19 protein-coding genes and 1 tRNA gene are annotated in these 17,729 nt (G+C 46.5%); 10 read left to right on the top strand and 10 right to left on the bottom strand.

The window, feature by feature from the left end; all coding sequences use genetic code 11:
* Window positions 1–334 precede the first annotated feature (334 nt).
* Window positions 335–1,114: an acyl-CoA desaturase gene (locus ACFQRK_RS17675; protein ID WP_379009083.1), complete on the top strand. Its 780-nt coding sequence runs from the start codon at window positions 335–337 to the stop codon at window positions 1,112–1,114.
* Between the two features lie 363 nt (window positions 1,115–1,477).
* Here ACFQRK_RS17675 and ACFQRK_RS17670 read toward each other — a convergent pair.
* Window positions 1,478–1,550, bottom strand: a tRNA-Met gene (locus tag ACFQRK_RS17670).
* 115 nt (window positions 1,551–1,665) lie between these two features.
* Here ACFQRK_RS17670 and era point away from each other — a divergent pair.
* The 4 genes from era to metF all read left to right on the top strand — a co-directional run bounded on the left by era (window position 1,666) and on the right by metF (window position 4,842).
* Complete coding sequence (gene era / locus ACFQRK_RS17665) at window positions 1,666–2,541, top strand: GTPase Era (protein WP_379009081.1); 876 nt, start codon at window positions 1,666–1,668, stop codon at window positions 2,539–2,541.
* Window positions 2,542–2,615: 74 nt separating this feature from the next.
* Window positions 2,616–3,173 carry a 30S ribosomal protein S16 gene (locus ACFQRK_RS17660; RefSeq protein ID WP_379009079.1) on the top strand — a complete coding sequence of 186 codons (558 nt, stop codon included), beginning with the start codon at window positions 2,616–2,618 and terminating at the stop codon, window positions 3,171–3,173.
* A 95-nt stretch (window positions 3,174–3,268) separates the two neighbouring features.
* Window positions 3,269–3,790, top strand: a complete 522-nt coding sequence (gene rimM / locus ACFQRK_RS17655; protein ID WP_379009075.1) for a ribosome maturation factor RimM — start codon at window positions 3,269–3,271, stop codon at window positions 3,788–3,790.
* Window positions 3,791–3,885: 95 nt separating this feature from the next.
* Window positions 3,886–4,842 (top strand): methylenetetrahydrofolate reductase [NAD(P)H], encoded by a 957-nt coding sequence (metF, locus tag ACFQRK_RS17650; protein WP_379009073.1) that lies wholly within the window; start codon window positions 3,886–3,888, stop codon window positions 4,840–4,842.
* Between the two features lie 60 nt (window positions 4,843–4,902).
* Here metF and ACFQRK_RS17645 read toward each other — a convergent pair whose 3' ends face one another.
* Window positions 4,903–6,573: a glutamine--tRNA ligase/YqeY domain fusion protein gene (locus ACFQRK_RS17645; RefSeq protein WP_379009070.1), complete on the bottom strand. Its 1,671-nt coding sequence runs from the start codon at window positions 6,571–6,573 to the stop codon at window positions 4,903–4,905.
* A 189-nt stretch (window positions 6,574–6,762) separates the two neighbouring features.
* Here ACFQRK_RS17645 and ACFQRK_RS17640 point away from each other — a divergent pair, with 189 nt between their 5' ends.
* A complete protein-coding gene (locus ACFQRK_RS17640) occupies window positions 6,763–8,067 on the top strand; it encodes an FAD-dependent oxidoreductase (RefSeq protein WP_379009068.1) in 1,305 nt (434 codons plus the stop codon).
* A gap of 2 nt (window positions 8,068–8,069) precedes the next feature.
* On the opposite strand, the gene ACFQRK_RS17635 is transcribed toward ACFQRK_RS17640, so the two are convergent.
* Window positions 8,070–8,543: an Lrp/AsnC ligand binding domain-containing protein gene (locus ACFQRK_RS17635; RefSeq protein ID WP_379009066.1), complete on the bottom strand. Its 474-nt coding sequence runs from the start codon at window positions 8,541–8,543 to the stop codon at window positions 8,070–8,072.
* Between the two features lie 388 nt (window positions 8,544–8,931).
* On the opposite strand from ACFQRK_RS17635, the gene ACFQRK_RS17630 reads away from it, so the two are divergent.
* On the top strand, window positions 8,932–9,975 hold the full coding sequence (locus ACFQRK_RS17630; protein ID WP_379009089.1) for a hypothetical protein: 1,044 nt from the start codon (window positions 8,932–8,934) through the stop codon (window positions 9,973–9,975).
* 3 nt (window positions 9,976–9,978) lie between these two features.
* Here the strand turns inward: ACFQRK_RS17630 and ruvC are convergent, their stop codons facing one another.
* Together ruvC and ACFQRK_RS17620 are read right to left on the bottom strand one after the other, a co-directional pair.
* On the bottom strand, window positions 9,979–10,545 hold the full coding sequence (gene ruvC, locus ACFQRK_RS17625; protein WP_379009064.1) for a crossover junction endodeoxyribonuclease RuvC: 567 nt from the start codon (window positions 10,543–10,545) through the stop codon (window positions 9,979–9,981).
* A gap of 86 nt (window positions 10,546–10,631) precedes the next feature.
* Complete coding sequence (locus ACFQRK_RS17620) at window positions 10,632–11,462, bottom strand: energy transducer TonB (RefSeq protein ID WP_379009062.1); 831 nt, start codon at window positions 11,460–11,462, stop codon at window positions 10,632–10,634.
* Window positions 11,463–11,638: 176 nt separating this feature from the next.
* On the opposite strand from ACFQRK_RS17620, the gene ACFQRK_RS17615 reads away from it, so the two are divergent.
* Together ACFQRK_RS17615 and ACFQRK_RS17610 are read left to right on the top strand one after the other, a co-directional pair.
* Window positions 11,639–12,613, top strand: coding sequence for a lysylphosphatidylglycerol synthase domain-containing protein (locus ACFQRK_RS17615; protein WP_379009060.1), 975 nt, complete (start codon window positions 11,639–11,641; stop codon window positions 12,611–12,613).
* Window positions 12,594–13,730 carry a glycosyltransferase gene (locus ACFQRK_RS17610; RefSeq protein WP_379009058.1) on the top strand — a complete coding sequence of 379 codons (1,137 nt, stop codon included), beginning with the start codon at window positions 12,594–12,596 and terminating at the stop codon, window positions 13,728–13,730. Before ACFQRK_RS17615 ends, ACFQRK_RS17610 begins: the two co-directional genes overlap by 20 nt.
* On the opposite strand, the gene ACFQRK_RS17605 is transcribed toward ACFQRK_RS17610, so the two are convergent.
* The 5 genes from ACFQRK_RS17605 to ACFQRK_RS17585 all read right to left on the bottom strand — a co-directional run bounded on the left by ACFQRK_RS17605 (window position 13,727) and on the right by ACFQRK_RS17585 (window position 17,119).
* Window positions 13,727–14,458, bottom strand: coding sequence for a lysophospholipid acyltransferase family protein (locus ACFQRK_RS17605; RefSeq protein ID WP_379009055.1), 732 nt, complete (start codon window positions 14,456–14,458; stop codon window positions 13,727–13,729). The two genes, ACFQRK_RS17610 and ACFQRK_RS17605, sit on opposite strands and share 4 nt — an antisense overlap.
* Before the next feature lie 93 nt (window positions 14,459–14,551).
* Window positions 14,552–15,067: a hypothetical protein gene (locus ACFQRK_RS17600; RefSeq protein ID WP_379009052.1), complete on the bottom strand. Its 516-nt coding sequence runs from the start codon at window positions 15,065–15,067 to the stop codon at window positions 14,552–14,554.
* Between the two features lie 26 nt (window positions 15,068–15,093).
* Window positions 15,094–15,798 (bottom strand): SDR family NAD(P)-dependent oxidoreductase, encoded by a 705-nt coding sequence (locus tag ACFQRK_RS17595; RefSeq protein ID WP_379009050.1) that lies wholly within the window; start codon window positions 15,796–15,798, stop codon window positions 15,094–15,096.
* 10 nt (window positions 15,799–15,808) lie between these two features.
* Complete coding sequence (locus ACFQRK_RS17590) at window positions 15,809–16,732, bottom strand: lysylphosphatidylglycerol synthase transmembrane domain-containing protein (RefSeq protein WP_379009047.1); 924 nt, start codon at window positions 16,730–16,732, stop codon at window positions 15,809–15,811.
* 51 nt (window positions 16,733–16,783) lie between these two features.
* Window positions 16,784–17,119: a hypothetical protein gene (locus ACFQRK_RS17585; RefSeq protein WP_379009045.1), complete on the bottom strand. Its 336-nt coding sequence runs from the start codon at window positions 17,117–17,119 to the stop codon at window positions 16,784–16,786.
* An 83-nt stretch (window positions 17,120–17,202) separates the two neighbouring features.
* Between ACFQRK_RS17585 and ACFQRK_RS17580 the strand changes: the two genes are divergently transcribed.
* Window positions 17,203–17,727 (top strand): hypothetical protein, encoded by a 525-nt coding sequence (locus tag ACFQRK_RS17580; RefSeq protein WP_379009044.1) that lies wholly within the window; start codon window positions 17,203–17,205, stop codon window positions 17,725–17,727.
* Window positions 17,728–17,729 lie beyond the last annotated feature (2 nt).

Here is a 17,729-nt window from a genome sequence, read left to right as displayed (position 1 = left end):
ATTTCGATACCCACGGTTGCTGCGATGGGTTGCAACACGACGGCATAAACCGCAACCAGGGAGCGGAAAGCACCTTAGCCTATCTCATTTCGTACCTGGCGCTGCAACATACCTTTGAAAAGCCCTACGGCAGCATCGTATCATGACTGGGCGCGATCAGAAAATAAATACAGGCATTAGTTTGGTGTTTTTCCAACTAAATAACCTACCTTTATGAATAATTAATAAGATACAGATACGCGTCTCCGGGTTACCGCTTTCCTCTTACCGCAGCCAAAGTGGGCTTTACTATTCGATCTCTGCATCCATCGTTTACATTTTAAAGCCCATTATCATGGTCATTTTGTTTTTTTTCATAGGGATATGGTATCTCTCGTTGTTTTCGCAGACCTTTTTCCAGCATCGGTATGCAGCGCACGGCTCATTTACGATGAGCCGGTTCTGGGAACGTTTTTTCTTCGTGTTTTCATATATTACACAGGGCTCTTCCTACATGAGCCCACGGGCCTACGCCATCATGCACCGCATGCATCACGCGTATACCGATACCGAGCGTGATCCCCATTCGCCTAACTTCTCATCAAATATCTTTGCCATGATGTGGCGTACACGGAACATCTACCTCGACATTGACAGGAGGCGTATGCAGGTGGAGGAGCGATTTACCAAAAACCTGCCTAATTGGGAGCGGCTTGACCGGTGGGGCAATGCCCCGCTTTCGAGGGTGCTGTGGGTAGTCGCCTACATTGCCTTTTTTCTGCTGTTTGCCAGCAGCTTGTGGTGGTTCCTGCTGCTTCCCGTCGTCATTACCATGGGTGCCTTCCACGGGGCTGTGATCAATTGGTTTGCGCATAAATACGGTTACATCAATTTCAGGCTTAAAAACACTTCACGCAACCTGCTGGTGGTTGACGTACTGATGCTCGGCGAGTCTTATCACAACAACCATCATAAACACCCTTCTTCGGTTAACTTCGGTAGGCGCTGGCACGAAATCGATCCGGTATACCCTATTGTTCTGTTACTGAAGTGGCTGCGGATTATCAACTTCCCGAAAGCAAGCATGTCGGCCCTCGAAGTTCGTCAGGAAAAACCATCAAATCACGTTGAATAATAAAGAAAGGGTACCGTCATCCAGTCCTCGAATGAAATGCGGGATCCCCCTTGAAACCGCAACCGAGTGGCTCAGCCGATAGAAAAGATAAGCCGGCGTCATCTTGGATTTTCTCTATCTAGTAGCAAAGAATTACGGAAAGAGAGAGGCTGTACAAGAAACCTATATCCCAAAGGAGATGTCGAGCTCCCTAAAAACATCATCAGGTCATTGATAATATTATTTTTTAGACTGATAGGGATAAAAGTATAAGAAGCGTTGTAGTGATTGTCGAACTGGCTTTGGCCGACTTGTAATAGTTTGGGCAACAGGATTTTATTGGCATAAAAAAGGGAAACTACCATGGTATGGTGTTTCCCTATGTAGCGGGGACTGGACTCGAACCAGTGACCTTCGGGTTATGAGCCCGACGAGCTACCAACTGCTCCACCCCGCAATGTATCTTTTTATAAAGTATCCAGCACTCGCCGCTGGATTTTTTTAATTCCTTTTCCGAATTGGACTGCAAAGATATAATTTGTTTCTTTGCAAAACAAATCAAATTTAAAAAAATGTCTCATAAAGCCGGATTCGTTAGTATCATTGGAAAGCCCAATGCAGGTAAATCCACGTTAATGAATGCGTTGGTGGGGGAGAAGATGTCTATTGTTACCCCGAAAGCGCAAACCACGCGGCACCGCATTATCGGGATCGTAAATGAACCGGACTACCAAATTGTCTTTTCGGATACGCCCGGTGTGATTAAGCCGGCTTATACCTTACAGGAGTCAATGATGAGTTCTGTGCAGGGGTCACTGATCGATGCGGATGTCATTTTGTTGGTTACCGATATCAATGAAAAATACGATGAAAGCGATGTGATCGAAAAACTTCGGAAAACGGAGTCGCCGGTAGCCGTGCTTATCAATAAGATTGATAAGTCAACCGAAGAGGAAGTAAAAAGCAAGATCGCTCACTGGCAACAGACCCTTAACCCAAGTGCCATTTTTGCGATATCGGCGCTACATGGACATAACATCACCGCCGTGATGCAATTCATCCTGGAAAATCTTCCGGAGCACCCGCCCTACTACGAAAAAGATGCCCTTACAGACAGGAACGAGCGTTTTTTTGTTTCAGAAATTATTCGGGAAAAGGTATTTAAGTTGTATGAAAAGGAAATTCCTTATAGTACGGAAGTCATCGTTACAGCATTTAAGGAAGAAGCGACCATCACCCGGATCAGTGCGGAGATTATCGTTGAACGGGATTCACAAAAGAATATCCTTATTGGTAAAGCAGGGAGCATGATCAAAAAGGTGGGGACCTATGCGAGGGAGGATATTGAGGATTTTCTGCAAACAAAAGTGTTTTTGGAGCTGTTTGTCAAGGTCATACCGGATTGGCGAAAGAAAGATAGCTACCTGAAAAGATTTGGTTATGAATAATAGTTTTTCTACCTTTGCAGCCCCGCAGCAATTGCGCTCCGGGGTTATGTTGAATACATATTTAAAAAAACAGAATGGCAGTTAAAATCAGATTGCAAAGACACGGTAAAAAGGGAAAGCCTTTCTATCACGTAGTAGTAGCCGATTCACGTGCGCCGCGTGACGGTAAATTCATTGAGCGCATTGGCTCATATAACCCTAATACCAATCCGGCAACGATCGATTTGAATTTCGAGAAAGCCTTGGATTGGTTGAATAAAGGTGCGCAACCCACAGACACCACGCGTGCGATTTTATCGTACAAAGGAGTGCTTTACAAGAAGCACTTGCTGGGCGGCGTAAAGAAAGGTGCTTTTGATGAGGCTGCTGCCGACGCGAAATTTGAGGAATGGCTTGGCGCGAAAGAGGCTAAAATTCAGGGCAAAGTAGACGGGTTAACGCAATCCAAAGAGGAAGCAAGAAAGGCGGCTTTGGCTGCTGAAGCGAAGAAAAAGGCTGAAATAGCTGCGGCTATCGAAGCGAAAAATACGCCTCCTGCGGAAGAAGCAGCGGAAGAAGCTCCTGTGGATGAAGCAGCCGCAGAGGGATCTGAAACGCCTTCGGACAGCGAAGAAACCAAAACGGAAGAGTAAGTAATTACGCTTCAGGGAAATAAAAACCGCTCCAGGGTAGGTCCTTCGGAGCGGTTTTTCATTGGTTGATTAAACTACCATCATCGATCAAAGTAATGGAATTGACGGATAGCTTCTATATCGGTTATATCAGCAAAACCCGCGGACTTAAAGGGGAGGTGCAGTTATTTTTTGAGTTTGACGACTACGAAGCGTTGGAGTTGGATGTATTGTTTTTGGAGGTTGACCGTAAGTTGGTGCCTTTCTTTGTAGAAAGCCTGAAGTTGCAGCCTAATCGTACGGCTTATTTATTCCTAGAAGATATTGATCATATTGACAAGGCTCAGCCGCTCGTACGAAAAAAGGTGTTCTTGCCCATTGGTAAAATGCCCAAGCGTCAACCCGGCGATTTCCGGATCACCGATTTGAAAGGATTTGTGGTGCACGACCTGACCTACGGCCCGTTGGGCGAGATCTTCGAGATCCGCGAATATCCACAACAATATGTGGCCTCGGTAACGTATAAAGGAAGCGAGCTGTTATTCCCGTTGAATGACGAACTCATTGTATCCATTGATCCGGACAACCGTCGATTGGAGGTAGATTTGCCGGAAGGTTTGGTGGATGTTTATCAATGAACGCCGGTCTATGCTGTTTGACGAGCAGGTTGTAAATCCATGAACTATTTCAGATATTTGGCTGCCTTCTGAACAAGGAGGATTTCATTTTTGGCATGAAAGTAACGGAACACATCAAGAAAGCGCAGGGAAAAACCTTGTATTCATTTGAAATATTGCCTCCTGTAAAAGGGCAGAGCATCCAGTCTATCTTCGATGCGATCGATCCGCTGATGGAATTCAGTCCGCCTTTTATCGATGTAACCTACCTACGCGAAGATTATATTTACAAGCAACATCCTACCGGACTGCTGGAAAAGGTTGCTTACCGGAAGCGGCCCAGCACCGTGGCTACCTGTGCGGCCATCATTAACAAATATAAGGTGGATGCGGTGCCTCACCTAATTTGCGGAGGGTTTACCAAAGAGGAGACTGAAAATGCACTTATTGACCTTCAATTTCTGGGGATTGATAACGTGCTGGTGTTGCGTGGCGATGCCCGAAAAAGTGACAGTTCCTTTATCCCGACACCGGGAGGCCACGCTTATGCCTCAGAATTGCTCCAGCATGTCGTTAACATGAATAACGGCCGTTATCTGCATGAAGATATGGAAAATTCGGAAAAGACCGATTTTTGTATCGGAGTAGCCGGATATCCCGAAAAGCATTTTGAAGCACCAAACTTGAGTACCGATTTCAAATACCTGAAAATGAAGGTCGACTTGGGGGCGGATTTTATCGTGACGCAGATGTTTTTTGATAATTCCAAATACAAGGCGTTCGTGGATAAATGCCGGGAAAATGGCATTCACATTCCCATTATCCCCGGGCTGAAGCCGTTGACTAGCAGCAAGCAATTGGTTAGTCTGCCTAAGACTTTCCACCTGGATATTCCCCTGGAGCTTAGCGAAGCGGTCCAGGCATGTAAGTCAGAACAGGAGGTGCGCGAAGTGGGGATTGAATGGATGATCCAGCAATGCAAGGAATTGAAAGAAATGGGTGTGCCGGTGTTGCATTTTTATACCATGGGCAATCCCAAGCCTACAAAGCGGATTATCAAGGCTGTCTTTTAGGTAACGTTTTGGAGCTGGATAAACCGCTTCAAAACCGCTAATTTCTTAATCCTGTCAATTTTAATCTTTCTGTAGTTCTTTCGCCCACGTATCCCGGAGTGTTACCGTGCGATTGAATACCAGTTTGTCGGGAGTGGATTTCGTGTCCAGCGTAAAATAACCTTTGCGTATGAATTGATAGCCCTTGCCTGGTACGGCACCGAGCAAGTCGGGCTCGACATAGGCATTTTCGATGATTTGCAGGCTATCCGGATTGATGGTCGCTTTGAAATTTTCTTCAGCGGCAGGATTTTCTACATTGAACAGCCGGTCGTATAATCTTACTTCTACCGTTTTTGCGTGCGGAACGCTTACCCAATGGATGGTGCCTTTTACTTTAATTCCGCTGGTATCATCCCCGCTCCTGGATTCGGGTAAGTAAGTACAATGGATTTCTGTAACATTCCCCTCGGTGTCTTTCACTACATCCTCGCACTTGATAATATAGGCGTGCTTGAGCCGTACCATCAGGCCCGGAGCTAGTCTGAAGAATTTTTTCGGGGGATTTTCCATGAAATCCTCCCGCTCGATCCACAGTTCCCTGCTGAACGGTATGTCGCGTGCGCCTTCACCTCCCTCAACCTCCGGATTGTTTTCGCCTGTCAACGTCTCTGTCTTTTCGGCCGGATAATTGGTAATGACCAGTTTTACCGGGTCGAGCACCGCCATGCGTCGCCACGCGGTTTGGTTGAGGTCTTCCCGGATGCAAAACTCCAATAGTCCCACATCGATAATATTTTCGCGTTTGGCTACGCCAATACGCTCACAAAAATTACGGATACTGGCGGGAGTATATCCGCGCCGGCGCAGTCCGCTTAACGTGGGCATGCGCGGGTCATCCCAGCCATCCACATACTTTTCGTTAACCAATTGGAGCAATTTCCGCTTGCTCATCACGGTGTAATTGAGGTTGAGCCGTGCGAATTCGTATTGTTTAGACGGGAAAATTTCCAGTTGGTTGATCAACCAGTCGTATAACGGACGGTGCGGTACGAATTCCAATGTGCAGATCGAATGCGTAATTTTTTCGATCGAGTCGCTTTGTCCGTGTGCAAAGTCATACATCGGATAGATGCACCATTTGTTGCCGGTACGATGGTGATGTGCATGTTTGATGCGGTACAGCAGCGGATCGCGAAGGTGCATGTTGGGATTGCCCAGATCAATTTTGGCTCTGAGGACCTTTTCTCCATCGGCATACTTGCCGTCACGCATTTCTGCAAACAGGCGGAGGTTTTCCGCTATGCTGCGGTCGCGATAAGGAGTGGGTTTGCCGGGTTCCGTCGGTGTGCCCTTGGACGCAGCGATTTCTTCAGAAGAGCTATCGTCCACATAAGCAAGCCCCTTTTCAATAAGTTTAACGGCAAAATTATACAGGGTTTCGAAATAATCGGAGGTATATAATTCTTCAGTCCATTGGAAACCCAGCCATTTGATATCATTTTTGATGCTTTCCACGTATTCCGTCTCTTCGGTGACCGGATTGGTGTCATCAAATCGCAGGTTGGTCTGGCCCCGGTATTTTTGGGCTAACCCGAAGTTAAGCACGATGGATTTTGCATGTCCGATATGCAGGTATCCATTGGGTTCGGGCGGAAAGCGTGTGAGCACCCTTCCGCCGTGCTTTTCGTTGCGGATGTCTTCCTCGATGATTTCCTCGATAAAATTAAGTGATTTTTCGTCGTTTAACATGCTACAAAGGTAATTATTAGTTTTGATCAAAAAATAAACCTTACTGAAGCATTTATGTCTAATTTTACGTCTTCACAAATCGAAAGTGATGGAACCAGCGAAGGGAGAACTGGGGGTAGATGAAGCGTAAAGAGCGAAGTGCCGACGAAATGGCGTTACATTGGAGGCGTTAAGAATAAATGATTGCTAATGAATAAAAAATTACGGTTGCCTTTTTATCTGGTTCTGATCGTGCCGGTAATATGCCTTGCTCAGAGCAAACGCCCGCAAGTTTTGGTGTACGGGTACGGAGTGGATGCCTATGCAGCGGCATTACAATCCTCATGGTCGAATTTAAACACCGTCTGGGTGATTAACGGAGATAAAAGGGTCCCCGAACTGACATCGGAGATGATTTCCATTTCTTCCAATGCGGGACTGGACGCGGGAATTTGGGCCGGTCTTTTAGCCAGAACATTGCGTCAGGATAAGCCCAGCGATTCGCTCTCGGCCGCCGCCAAGCGGCGGATAAATCCAAGGATCGTGCAGAATGTGATAGACAGCATCGTGAAAGCTACACCGAACCTGACGGTGATTGAACAAGGGCAGGTCCGTTCGATTAAGAAATCTGGGAAAGATTGGCAGATCGAACTGGCCGACAAGAGCCGTTTAAAAGTAAAGGCCGTTGTAGATGCCTCGAAAGATGCGTATTTATATCAAATGGCGGGAGGAGCTATTGATAGCATCTCGACGCGAGAAAAGGTATCTGATGCCTATTTCCAATCGGTGTTTTCTGGTGAATTGTTCCGTACCGGGGTGGCGGTGGGCGACCGGAATGGCCGTGCATTTACGCTGCCGTTGCCCGGACTGATACCCGCTGATGATAGTAACCTGTTTTTGACGCAACGGACGCCGGTCGTCCAGCATTTGCTCGCGAACAATGAGGAGGATATCCCGTTGTTGATGCATGTAGGGCAAGCAGTGGGGGCTGCGGCGGCCTATGCCGCGTTTTTTAAAACAACGTCTGATAAGTTGGATGTGCGGGACGTGCAGGGCGAGCTGCTGAAATATGGCGCCCGTCTGATGCCGTTTAGCGATGTTGCGATAGAAGATCCCTCGTTTTCGGCCATTCAGCGGGTCGGAGCCACGGGCATACTGGTTGGCAGGACCGACGAGGTGGGGCGCGTGTATTTTGACAGTGATAAGGCCGTGACGGCAGCAGAGATCAAGCCGATACTGAATCAGCTTTTTTCAAGAAGCCAGATATGGTTTGTAGACCATGCGGATGTCGATACGCTAACGTTGTCCGACGTATTCAGTTATATTAAGTTTGTCGGCCAGCGGGGCAACGAACTGGAAGGCCATGTACAAAAGAACTGGAAGAGGCGCTTTCATTTTGAAGATGAATACGATGAAAAGCGCATCGCAACCCGGAAGTACGTAGCGGTGTTGTTGGATGCGTACTGTGGCCCCTTTTCGGTAAAAGTAGGACTGAATGGAACCATTCAGCGCTAAAGTCAGGTCAAACTAATCTGACGCTTGATGCTTTCTTCCAGTGAAATAATGGTTTCCGTTCGCTGTATACCTTTTACGGCTTGAATATCCTCGTTCAGGACTTTGCGCAAATGAGTGGTGTCCCGGCAGACGATTTTAGCAAACATGCTGTACGTGCCCGTACAATAATGTAATTCGACCACTTCCTTCACTTGTTTTAGCTGCTCGACCGCATTATTATATTGAGATCCTTTCTCTAAATAGATTCCGAGGAAGGCGGTAATGTCAAATCCGACTTTTTGGGGGTTAATTGTTAGGTTTGACCCCTTAATTATTCCGAGTTCTTCCATTTTTTTCATTCTTACATGGATTGTTCCTCCGGAAACGATTAACTTTTTTGCTATTTCTGTGTAAGGTACCGATGCATCGTTCATTAAAATGGATAAAATTTGTATATCCAAGTTGTCAAGATCTAAATTATCGAACTTTTTTTCCATAAAAAATGATATTTATTTCAATTTACCTCAAAAATAATTGTAAAAAACGTAAAAATTCAATTTTTTTCATAAAAAAACTTCAATGTTTCAATATTATTATTACTTTTGTATCAATCGATCAGCAAAAAATATGAAAAACTGATCAAAATAAGTTGCCCTCCCTCAATTTAATATAGGTTTATAATTGGTTAGCGTAGAAGCTCCTCTCCCAAAGGAGCTTCTTCCTTTTATGGCGTAGCCAATTATTGAACAACCCTCGCAAATCATCCGCTTTATTGAGAGTTTCTCAAAAATATGGACTAAAAACGGTTCATTTATGAAAATATTTCAATTTTTCGAGAGCGCAACGAAATACGTATCTTTACCTAAGAAAGAAATAGTGTACAGAATGGAAACGGATGACGTAAAGATTTCCCGAAAAAAGCCCATCTATCCGGTAACGCCAGCATTGCAAAAGTATCTTCGCGCATACCAGCGTGATGCGCGGATGCCTATCGGATATCGAAACCTGATGGATTTTTACGAAACGGTGCCGGTAATTGACAAAAACGGGAAAGATACATTGTGGGAGACGCCGCTGTATCCACCTCACGTACAAGAAAGCTTATACAACGGACTGAAGATTATTTACGCAGAACTCAAAGCATCGGGAAATATCCGGGTGGTGGAGCACAAATACATCGATCGGATAGAATATTGCCGATTCGGTAATACACATCCCTTTCGTGTACGCATTGTCAACCGGCTGAACGATGTATACGACTATTTTTATGTAAAGCAGGCCGATGCTTCGCGCATATACGGATTGGAATTGGAGCAAATTATTTCACCGAATCCGGTAAATTACTTAGTGGACGATCAGACACTTGTCGAAGAACACATTGTAGGCATTCCGGGTGATGTATTTGCTCAGTCGTTGATGTATAACCCCGATTATAACCCCAAGCGCATTGCTAAAGAGTTCGTCAAATTCAATGAGCGGTGCATCATTACGCTGCTGGGTGATATGCGGTCTTACAACTTTGTGATGCAGATTACACCGGATTTTGACGACTTTCAATTTCGGATACGGGCCATCGACTTTGATCAGCAATTCTATGAGGGAAACCCCAAGATATACATGCCGCAGTTTTTTAAGGATAACCTGCCTTATGTGCGGTTATGTATGGAACACCTGACTGATCGGACGGTATCGCAATATCAGCAGGAGGAGCGTTCATCCATTGTCCACCGCATACGGAGTGAGCGCCACCGGATCGCTGCGTTGCGCGACGTATCGAATACCGAAGAACTGTCAACCCCGGCCAACGTAAAACAGCTTAGGGAAGGATATACAGCCTATTACCGTAACGATCAATACCTGAAATGCCGTACCATGACGGATATTATCGAACTGAATGTCAAGAATGTAATCAGGCAGGTAAAATTATAAGGATTAGCCTAAGCGATCTGCGTGGTCCCTGATAAAATCTTTCCAGCCGGAGTAATTTCGCTTCGATCCTCCTTGGGCATGGTTTTGGAACGCATGGCACACCGCTACGGCCAGTCCGTCGGTAGCATCCAGAAATTGCGGGGTCTCGTGAAATTTAAGAAGCGTTTTTAGCATGGCTGCCACCTGCTCTTTGCCTGCATTGCCGTTGCCGGTTACGGATTGCTTGATTTTCCGTGGGGCGTATTCGAAAATAGGAATATCCCGGTTGAGCGCTGCAGCCATGGCGACACCTTGAGCCCGGCCTAACTTGAGCATTACCTGGATGTTTTTACCATAAAAAGGTGCTTCCAGGGCCATGCAATCGGGTTGATATTGTTCGATAAGTGCCGTTGTTTTTTGGAAAATGTGCTGTAGTTTAAGGCCGTGGTCGGACAGATGATCCAGTTTGACGATACCCAGACTAATCAAGGACAGTTGTTTGCCTACTTCCCTGACAATGCCATAACCTAATATAGCGGTGCCGGGATCAATTCCTAAAATAATCCGTTCCGGATCCGTGGACTTTCCCATGCTGCGAAATTAGGGTTTTCCGGGGACATTGCAGATCCGTGGAATCGCAAAGTTGTAATTCCACGGATCGTTTGTGCTGTTTTCTTTTATTGACGGATGTTCAGTCCGATCGGGAGTGTATAGGCAACGCGTACCGTACGCCCATTTTGAATGCCGGGGCTCCACTTCGGTGAAGCCCTAAGTAACCGCACAGCTTCGTCGCCGGTGCCGAATTTCAGGTCGCGCACAATTTTGATATCGGTAAGCGAGCCGTCGCGTTCAACGATGAAAGTTAAGATCACCTTCCCTTTTACGCCCTGTTCTATCGCTTGAGGCGGGTATCGGTAGTTTTTCTGTACATACATCAAAAAAGCTTCCATACCTCCGGGGAATGAAGGCGCTATCTCGACCTGTCGGAACGGTTTGTCGGCATCGGCACTTTCGGTAATGCCCGCATCGATCTGACCCAGCCCGGCCGGAACATCGATATGGATAACCGCATCCGGATTGCCCTCGATTGTTTCGGGGCCCGGGTTAACTAGTTTTAGCGCGGCTGCTGAAGGCGGCTCTTCGGTTACTTGATCTGCACTGACCACCTTGGGCGGCGGCATCCGTACCTGACTGACCCGTGGAACGGGGGGAGCCGGAGCAAGCGGTTTCGGGGCGGATTTATCGATTGGTGGAGGCGGCATCAATTCAACGATGCGTTCTTTTTCGAATGGGTTAACTGATTCCGGAAGAGGCTTCGGAAACCATCGGTTTTTAACGACGGGTGCAAGCAGTGAAATGACGAATACGCTCGAGGCGACAAATAGAGCCAGGGTAGCCTGCTTGGATGCGTTTTTGCGCAGCACATAGGCGCCGTATTGTTTATTGCGTCCTTCGAAAATGACATCCAGCCAATCTTGGCTGAAAATATCTGATTTTGGATAAAACATAACGATAAGAATTAGATAATGAACAAAAGTTGAACAAAACGGCCGTTATGCTTACCCATGGGAAAATCCGATCCCGGAGTTTCTATTAAGATGAATCTTAGGGGTCGATTCCATAAATGATCTTGTTAGGTTTGCCTTGTAAAAATTTGTAACATTGCACGGCTAAATCATCGGGTTTGAGCAATAAGACAAAGAAAATACTGGGTATCGTACTCAAAGTGGCTATTCTACTGTTGGTAGCGTGGGTACTATACCGTAAGCTCAACAACCATCAGAATTTGCTGGAATTTGAGCGCTTGATGCAAGGATTGGGTACGGATACGGTGGCGATTACCCTGTCGGTGGTTATTGTTCTGATGTTTGCCAATTGGTTTCTGGAAGCGATAAAATGGCGATACCTATGCCGTTATATCGAACGGATCAGCCTGTGGAAGGCGATTCAATCCGTGTTTTGCGGATTGACGTGGGCCGTGTTTACGCCCAACCGCATCGGCGAGTTTGGGGGACGGGTACTGTTTCTGCAGCCACGCAAACGTATTTTTGGTGTAGTGGCCATGGGAGTGGGGGCATTGGCGCAGTTGGTGTTAACAAGTGTAGCGGGATCACTTAGCATTGCTTGGTTTGTTAATCGGTTCTTTGATGTCGGTACCCTCGGAGGTGGTGCGGTGTGGCTATTATCGGTGGTCTATGCAGGTTTTTTCTTAGCGCTCTATTTCAATGTGAAGTGGATTGATAGTTGGATGCGGCGGATTGGATTTATGCGAAAGTTTCATCGTTTTTTCGAGATACTCACTCGCTATAGCCGCCGTGAGCTGTTGTTGATTTTTCTGAATTCGCTGGCAAGGTTTGTTATTTTTACTTCCCAGTATTGCATATTGATGTTGGTCCTGATTCCTGATATCGACTTTATGCCGATGCTGCTATTGATATTCATCCTATTTTTTGTTCAGGCGGCTTTACCCACACTTGATCTTTTTGACTTTGGCGTCCGAAGTGTTACGGCGAGTTATTTATACGGGCACATTACCGATCAGGACATCGCTGTAATGGCAATTGCATCCTGTATTTGGTTTATAAACCTTATATTGCCGGCCATTTTGGGTTCGGTGTTTGTCTTAAAAATTAATTTCTTTGGCGATTCAGTTGATTAGCATAACCGTGGTGATTTTCACCGGTGTTTATCTATTGCTTGTAGGGTATATGCGTGGCGGCTGGAAGGCCTTGCGTTACTTTTCAAAAGGAGGACAAACGCCCCGGACCAAGGTCAGTGTGCTGATCGCCGCACGTAATGAAGAAGCCAATATAGGCCGTACGCTTTCGGATATTTTGGCTCAGAACTATCCACAGGAACTTCTCGAAATCATTGTGGTTGATGATCATTCCACGGATCGCACGCCGGCAATTGTCCGGTCGTTCGTTGCGCGGGGTGTTAAACTTTTAACCCTCAATGAATCGGAACCCCTGAATTCCTATAAAAAGAAAGCGATCACCTTGGCAATTGCCGAGGCTACCGGTCAGCTGATTGTTACCACGGATGCCGACTGCCGGATGGAGAACGAATGGTTGGCCACGGTGGTCACATGCATGGAACGATACGATTATTTTCTGTTGTCCGCACCCGTGGTGTATTCGCAGCAGCGTAGTTTTTTCGAAGAGTTGCAGACACTGGAGTTCCTCTATCTGATCGGTTTGGGGGCTGCTGGCATCGGAAATCGGTATCCATCCACGTGCAATGGGGCCAACTTAGCGTATCGCCGGGACGTATTCTACGAGATGGGAGGGTTCAATGGTATCGATCACCTCGCCTCCGGCGACGATGAGTTGTTTCTTCATAAAGTGGCCGCTAAATACCCGGATAAAATCGGATTTTGCAAGTCGACCGATGCCATTGTCTATACGGATGCCAAAAGAGACCTGCGCGGTTTCATCAACCAGCGGAGACGCTGGGCGTCTAAAAGCACGCATTATAAAAACCGGGGGATCGTCGCACTAGGCGTTTCCATCTGGTTTTTTAACGTTCTACTCGTTGTGAGCGGAGTGGCTGCATTCACCGGTTATCCGGAACTTCAGCCCATATTCGCTGCGGCAATTTCATTGAAGTTCCTTATTGAATTTATTTTTCTGTATCCGCTTTGCGGGTTTGCCAAACGGAAAGATCTATTGGTTTATCTTCCCGTACTGACCGTGGTACACACCATTTATATGGTATACATCGGCATCGCAGGCAATATGGGGAAATATCAATGGAAAGGCCGACGGGTCAATTAATTGATTTTTTCCCGGATCCGGGCTTCCGCTTGAGCCACAACTTCGTCAGGGGTGAGTCCAGATGGTTCAATCGGGGGGAGGACTTCCCACGTCATTCTGGTAAAGGTATTCAGCGGAAAAAAGCCATAGCGAACCATCTGCCACGAATTGTTGATCGCAATGGGTACAATCAGTACGTTCGATACTTTTTTTAAGATGGTCGCTATTCCCCCCACATTAAATGGTTTTATTTTGCCATTCCTTGCACGCGTGCCCTCCGGAAAAATGAAGGCCGACCAGTTTTTGGATTTCATATGATTTGCGAGCCTGAGAATCTCGGCGATCGATTGCTTGGGGTCTTTGCGGTCGATATTGGCTGCACCGCCGTGGCGTAAATTAAACGAAATGCTCGGGATGCCTTTGGCGAGTTCAATTTTGGAGATAAACTTGCCGTGGTGCTTGCGCAAAAAAAAGATTAAGGGAGGAATGTCATACATACTTTGGTGGTTTGCCACAAACAAAATGGGCCGGTCGGTTGGCAAATCCTGTTTATTGATAAATCTGACCGTATTTCCCAGCGAATAATAGGTGCAGAGTAAAAACCAATTGAGCACATCCACACATCTTTTGTGACCTTTGTATCCCCCAAGTTTTAGACACAGCCATTGTATGGGGTGAAATACCGTGATAATGATTCCGAAAAGTAAGTAAAAAATTGGCGAAAGAATATAACCGAAAAGTTTCCTCATGTATCGTTGTCCACTAAACGTGTGCGTTGAAAAACTGCAAAGATATGATTAATAAACAGTTTAGCAAACGTCATTTCGGGTACGAAGCAGCGATCATTGGAGCCGTTGGTTAAAGCTGTCTCGCGTATAACTACCGGGTAGGGCGTGGTCTCCCTCTTCAAAGGTGAAATCCACGACCCGGATGCTGGGCAACTCGGTATAGGCATACGTGGCTTCCATGATGTACATCTGGGCTCCCGATGATCCCATCTGTTGGGTTAAATACCGGGCGTCGGCAATATGGAGATAGAGTGTATCATTTGAAATCCGATTGATTTCCGGTTTGATTTCAGGATAGTTGGCGACCAGTGCTTGGGTGAGGGCATCGACGTTTAATGCCGAGGAATCGAAATCTGCGTTTTTCTCCGCTTTTAACTGTTCGGTTTGCTCATCAAAAACCGCGAGATAGGGTAAGGTAGGAAGGGGAGCTCCTGAATCTTCAGCAATATGCTCGGCCGCATCACCCTGGATTTCCGGCTCTTTATTTTTTTCTGTTTCATTCCGGCACGAAATGGCGATGGTCAAGATGAGCAGAGACCGGACTATTGTTCGAAAGTGTGACGTGTTCATGGTTCTGTATGTGTTTGACTGATCCGCTATGGCGTCGTAACCGCAACGGGCAATATTTTTCCATTGAAGAACCGCTGACCCGTCAGGGCAAAATGGGCAATGTACTCACCCATTTCCGAAGCGGTTACCGGCGATGTGTAGCCAGGGAATGCTTTTTCCAGCATTTCGGTTTGCGCCGAACCCAAAGCTAAGCAATTTATTTTGATATTCCTATCTGTAAATTCCAATGCTAAGCATTCGGTAAGTGCATGCAACGCAGCCTTGCTGGCTGAATAGGCGGCTAACCCCGGAAACTTGACGCTGCCTTGGAAACCACCCATGCTTCCAATGTTGACAATATGGCCGCCGGTTGCCATGTACGGTAAAAGTTGTTGAATAATTTGCACGTGACCCACCAGGTTACTCTGCATCATGGCCAGAAAATCAGCTGCCGACGTTTCCGTGAACGGTTTGTTGATTAATGCCCCCGCATTATTGATAAGGGCATGTATCGGGCGGTGTTTTTCGTTGACTACAGGAATAAGTGCCTGATTGTAGTCTCCTTGTAGGATGTCAAAGGGAAGAATACGGATTCCATCCGCGTGCTTTGTGTTGGCTACGGCAGATCGGAGTTTAGCAAGCCCATCCTGAGATCGGGCAATCGCTAGCACGTTGTTCCCTTGCTTCGCTAGGGCCAAAGCCGCTTCAAAACCAATACCGGTACTTGCTCCTGTAATCACAATATTTGCCATGGCATCTTTTTTATTCATTTTCGTCGTCTTCCTCATTCAGCGTGGCTTCTGCAGTGGTGGGCAGCCGGTCTTCCCCTAGCCCTTGGGGATGGAAGATGAAATAAGAGCCGGTGATCGCGAGCGCCGCAGATATGAAGTAGAAAAGTAAGCTGATTAACACCGCCAAGTGTGGGTCCAGTTCAAAAAGCTGGGCGCCGTACATGTTCCCCACTTCGCGTAAACCCAGTCCGCCCGCCGAAAAAGGGATTACAGCCACCAGGGATGAAAGTAAAAACATGAGTAGGTAAGGTGAAAACTTGCCATCAAAGCGAAGCGCATAAAGAATCAGGATGGCAGCTACGACCTGCATGGATTGCACGCCCAGGGCTTTCAGGTGGGTTAGGAAAAAATGTTTGCTATAGGTGGGGAAATATCGTTTCAACACTGCATAATAGGCCACTGTGCCCAATGCAACAGCGACGATTGGAACTTCATTCGGTATCTGCAGTCGCGGGATAAAGATCACCAATGCCGCGGTAATAAGGCAGAGTGCCCACAGGCCGCTGAGCCGGTCGAAGAAAACAGCCGATAACAGTTGACGCCCCTTCACTTTGAACTTGCGCCGTAAAAAATAGATTTTATAGCCATCGCCACCAACCCCGCCTGGCAAAAAAAGATTATAACAGGATCCCAAAAGGTATAACTTCAAGTTATACCGTTCTGAAAGGACTAGTCCCATGCCTTTGAAAAAGCCATTTAAGCGCGAGGATGCGATCAAGATCGAACAGGCGTATGCCAGAAACGCCAATGCAAGAAATAGGGGATTGGAATCGATCAGCGCTTCTTTCAGATCGTCCGCGTTTACTTTGCGAAATACCCAATATAACGCGGCAGCTGTAAAGCAAAGTTTACCTACGGTTTTCAGGATATTCCACAGCCTCTTTTTTTTCATCATATCGGGTGACGTCCCAAAGGTATGAAAAACGCGAAGAGTATTCCAATTACCTCAACCGAAGATAAGGGGAAAAAGTTTGGCGTACAGCATAACCACATAGGCAATCAACAGGCCGGTATTCAACGATAGCATCCAATTCAAGTCGGTTTTTTGATATTTATGGCGAAGGGTAAGAATAAGTAGCGTCAGAAAGCTCAGGAACAGGATGCCAGGGAATACAAACGCCCACTTATTCTGAATATACACAAAGGTGGAGCTTAACGGCCGGGTGGTCTTATTTTCAAGGATCGCAGGAGCAAACGCAAATAACAGCAATAGCATGAAAAGTCTGACGAGCAGTTTCGCAACAAATTTACTGATGGTATGGTTTTTGGGAGAGATTGTCATATTGAATAGCAATTTTACAAAGGAAACCGTTATCTTTACAGTACAAAAATACAATTCCAATCATACAGATTTTTTTCGTAACTATGAATAGGTCATTATTTCTACTCACAGCGCTCTTGTCTTCGGTTCTGTTTTCGACTTCTTGTTCTTCACAGCAAGGGGCCGTTGAGGGAGGTCCCTCAGCAGCGTCATGGAAAAATGGGGTAAAAGGGCAATGGGTATTGCAGTCCGTCGACAAGGAAAACTTCCCCTCAGCATATTCAGTGAAATCGGTTTTCGAGGAAGCCCCTGCGGAATGTTTTGTTGGCAGCGTCTGGAACTTGCCGAATAATGGAAAGGGTACGATTACATTTGATGCGGAGGGAACCCTTTGTGCTCCGGGCGCTGTGCGCAATATCGTGTGGTCTATTTACAATCCGGGGAAGGGTAATGGGCAGCCGCAATTTCAATTTAAAAAAATATATCCGGGGGATAAACCGAGTAACGTAACTGCCGGCTATCGGCTGGACCTGTCCTATGCAGATGCCGAACAACTTGTGCTACGGATGCCGTTGGACTTGGACGGCGCTAAAGGCTACCTGGTCTTCAACTTTGAGCGACTTCAATGATA

The sequence above is a fragment of the Parapedobacter sp. GCM10030251 genome (genome assembly GCF_042666505.1).
Lineage (GTDB): Bacteria > Bacteroidota > Bacteroidia > Sphingobacteriales > Sphingobacteriaceae > Parapedobacter.
Note: the sequence above shows the minus strand (reverse complement) of the source record. Positions and strands in the feature narration are given on the sequence as shown.

Bases quoted from the DNA above. Each gene is read 5' to 3' on its own strand.
- ACFQRK_RS17675 (WP_379009083.1), top strand. From the start codon at position 335: ATGGTCATTTTGTTTTTTTTCATAGGGATATGGTATCTCTCGTTGTTT.
- era (WP_379009081.1), top strand. From the start codon at position 1,666: ATGTCTCATAAAGCCGGATTCGTTAGTATCATTGGAAAGCCCAATGCA.
- ACFQRK_RS17660 (WP_379009079.1), top strand. From the start codon at position 2,616: ATGGCAGTTAAAATCAGATTGCAAAGACACGGTAAAAAGGGAAAGCCT.
- rimM (WP_379009075.1), top strand. From the start codon at position 3,269: ATGGAATTGACGGATAGCTTCTATATCGGTTATATCAGCAAAACCCGC.
- metF (WP_379009073.1), top strand. From the start codon at position 3,886: ATGAAAGTAACGGAACACATCAAGAAAGCGCAGGGAAAAACCTTGTAT.
- ACFQRK_RS17645 (WP_379009070.1), bottom strand. From the start codon at position 6,573: ATGTTAAACGACGAAAAATCACTTAATTTTATCGAGGAAATCATCGAG.
- ACFQRK_RS17640 (WP_379009068.1), top strand. From the start codon at position 6,763: ATGAATAAAAAATTACGGTTGCCTTTTTATCTGGTTCTGATCGTGCCG.
- ACFQRK_RS17635 (WP_379009066.1), bottom strand. From the start codon at position 8,543: ATGGAAAAAAAGTTCGATAATTTAGATCTTGACAACTTGGATATACAA.
- ACFQRK_RS17630 (WP_379009089.1), top strand. From the start codon at position 8,932: ATGGAAACGGATGACGTAAAGATTTCCCGAAAAAAGCCCATCTATCCG.
- ruvC (WP_379009064.1), bottom strand. From the start codon at position 10,545: ATGGGAAAGTCCACGGATCCGGAACGGATTATTTTAGGAATTGATCCC.
- ACFQRK_RS17620 (WP_379009062.1), bottom strand. From the start codon at position 11,462: ATGTTTTATCCAAAATCAGATATTTTCAGCCAAGATTGGCTGGATGTC.
- ACFQRK_RS17605 (WP_379009055.1), bottom strand. From the start codon at position 14,458: ATGAGGAAACTTTTCGGTTATATTCTTTCGCCAATTTTTTACTTACTT.
- ACFQRK_RS17600 (WP_379009052.1), bottom strand. From the start codon at position 15,067: ATGAACACGTCACACTTTCGAACAATAGTCCGGTCTCTGCTCATCTTG.
- ACFQRK_RS17595 (WP_379009050.1), bottom strand. From the start codon at position 15,798: ATGGCAAATATTGTGATTACAGGAGCAAGTACCGGTATTGGTTTTGAA.
- ACFQRK_RS17590 (WP_379009047.1), bottom strand. From the start codon at position 16,732: ATGATGAAAAAAAAGAGGCTGTGGAATATCCTGAAAACCGTAGGTAAA.
- ACFQRK_RS17585 (WP_379009045.1), bottom strand. From the start codon at position 17,119: ATGACAATCTCTCCCAAAAACCATACCATCAGTAAATTTGTTGCGAAA.
- ACFQRK_RS17580 (WP_379009044.1), top strand. From the start codon at position 17,203: ATGAATAGGTCATTATTTCTACTCACAGCGCTCTTGTCTTCGGTTCTG.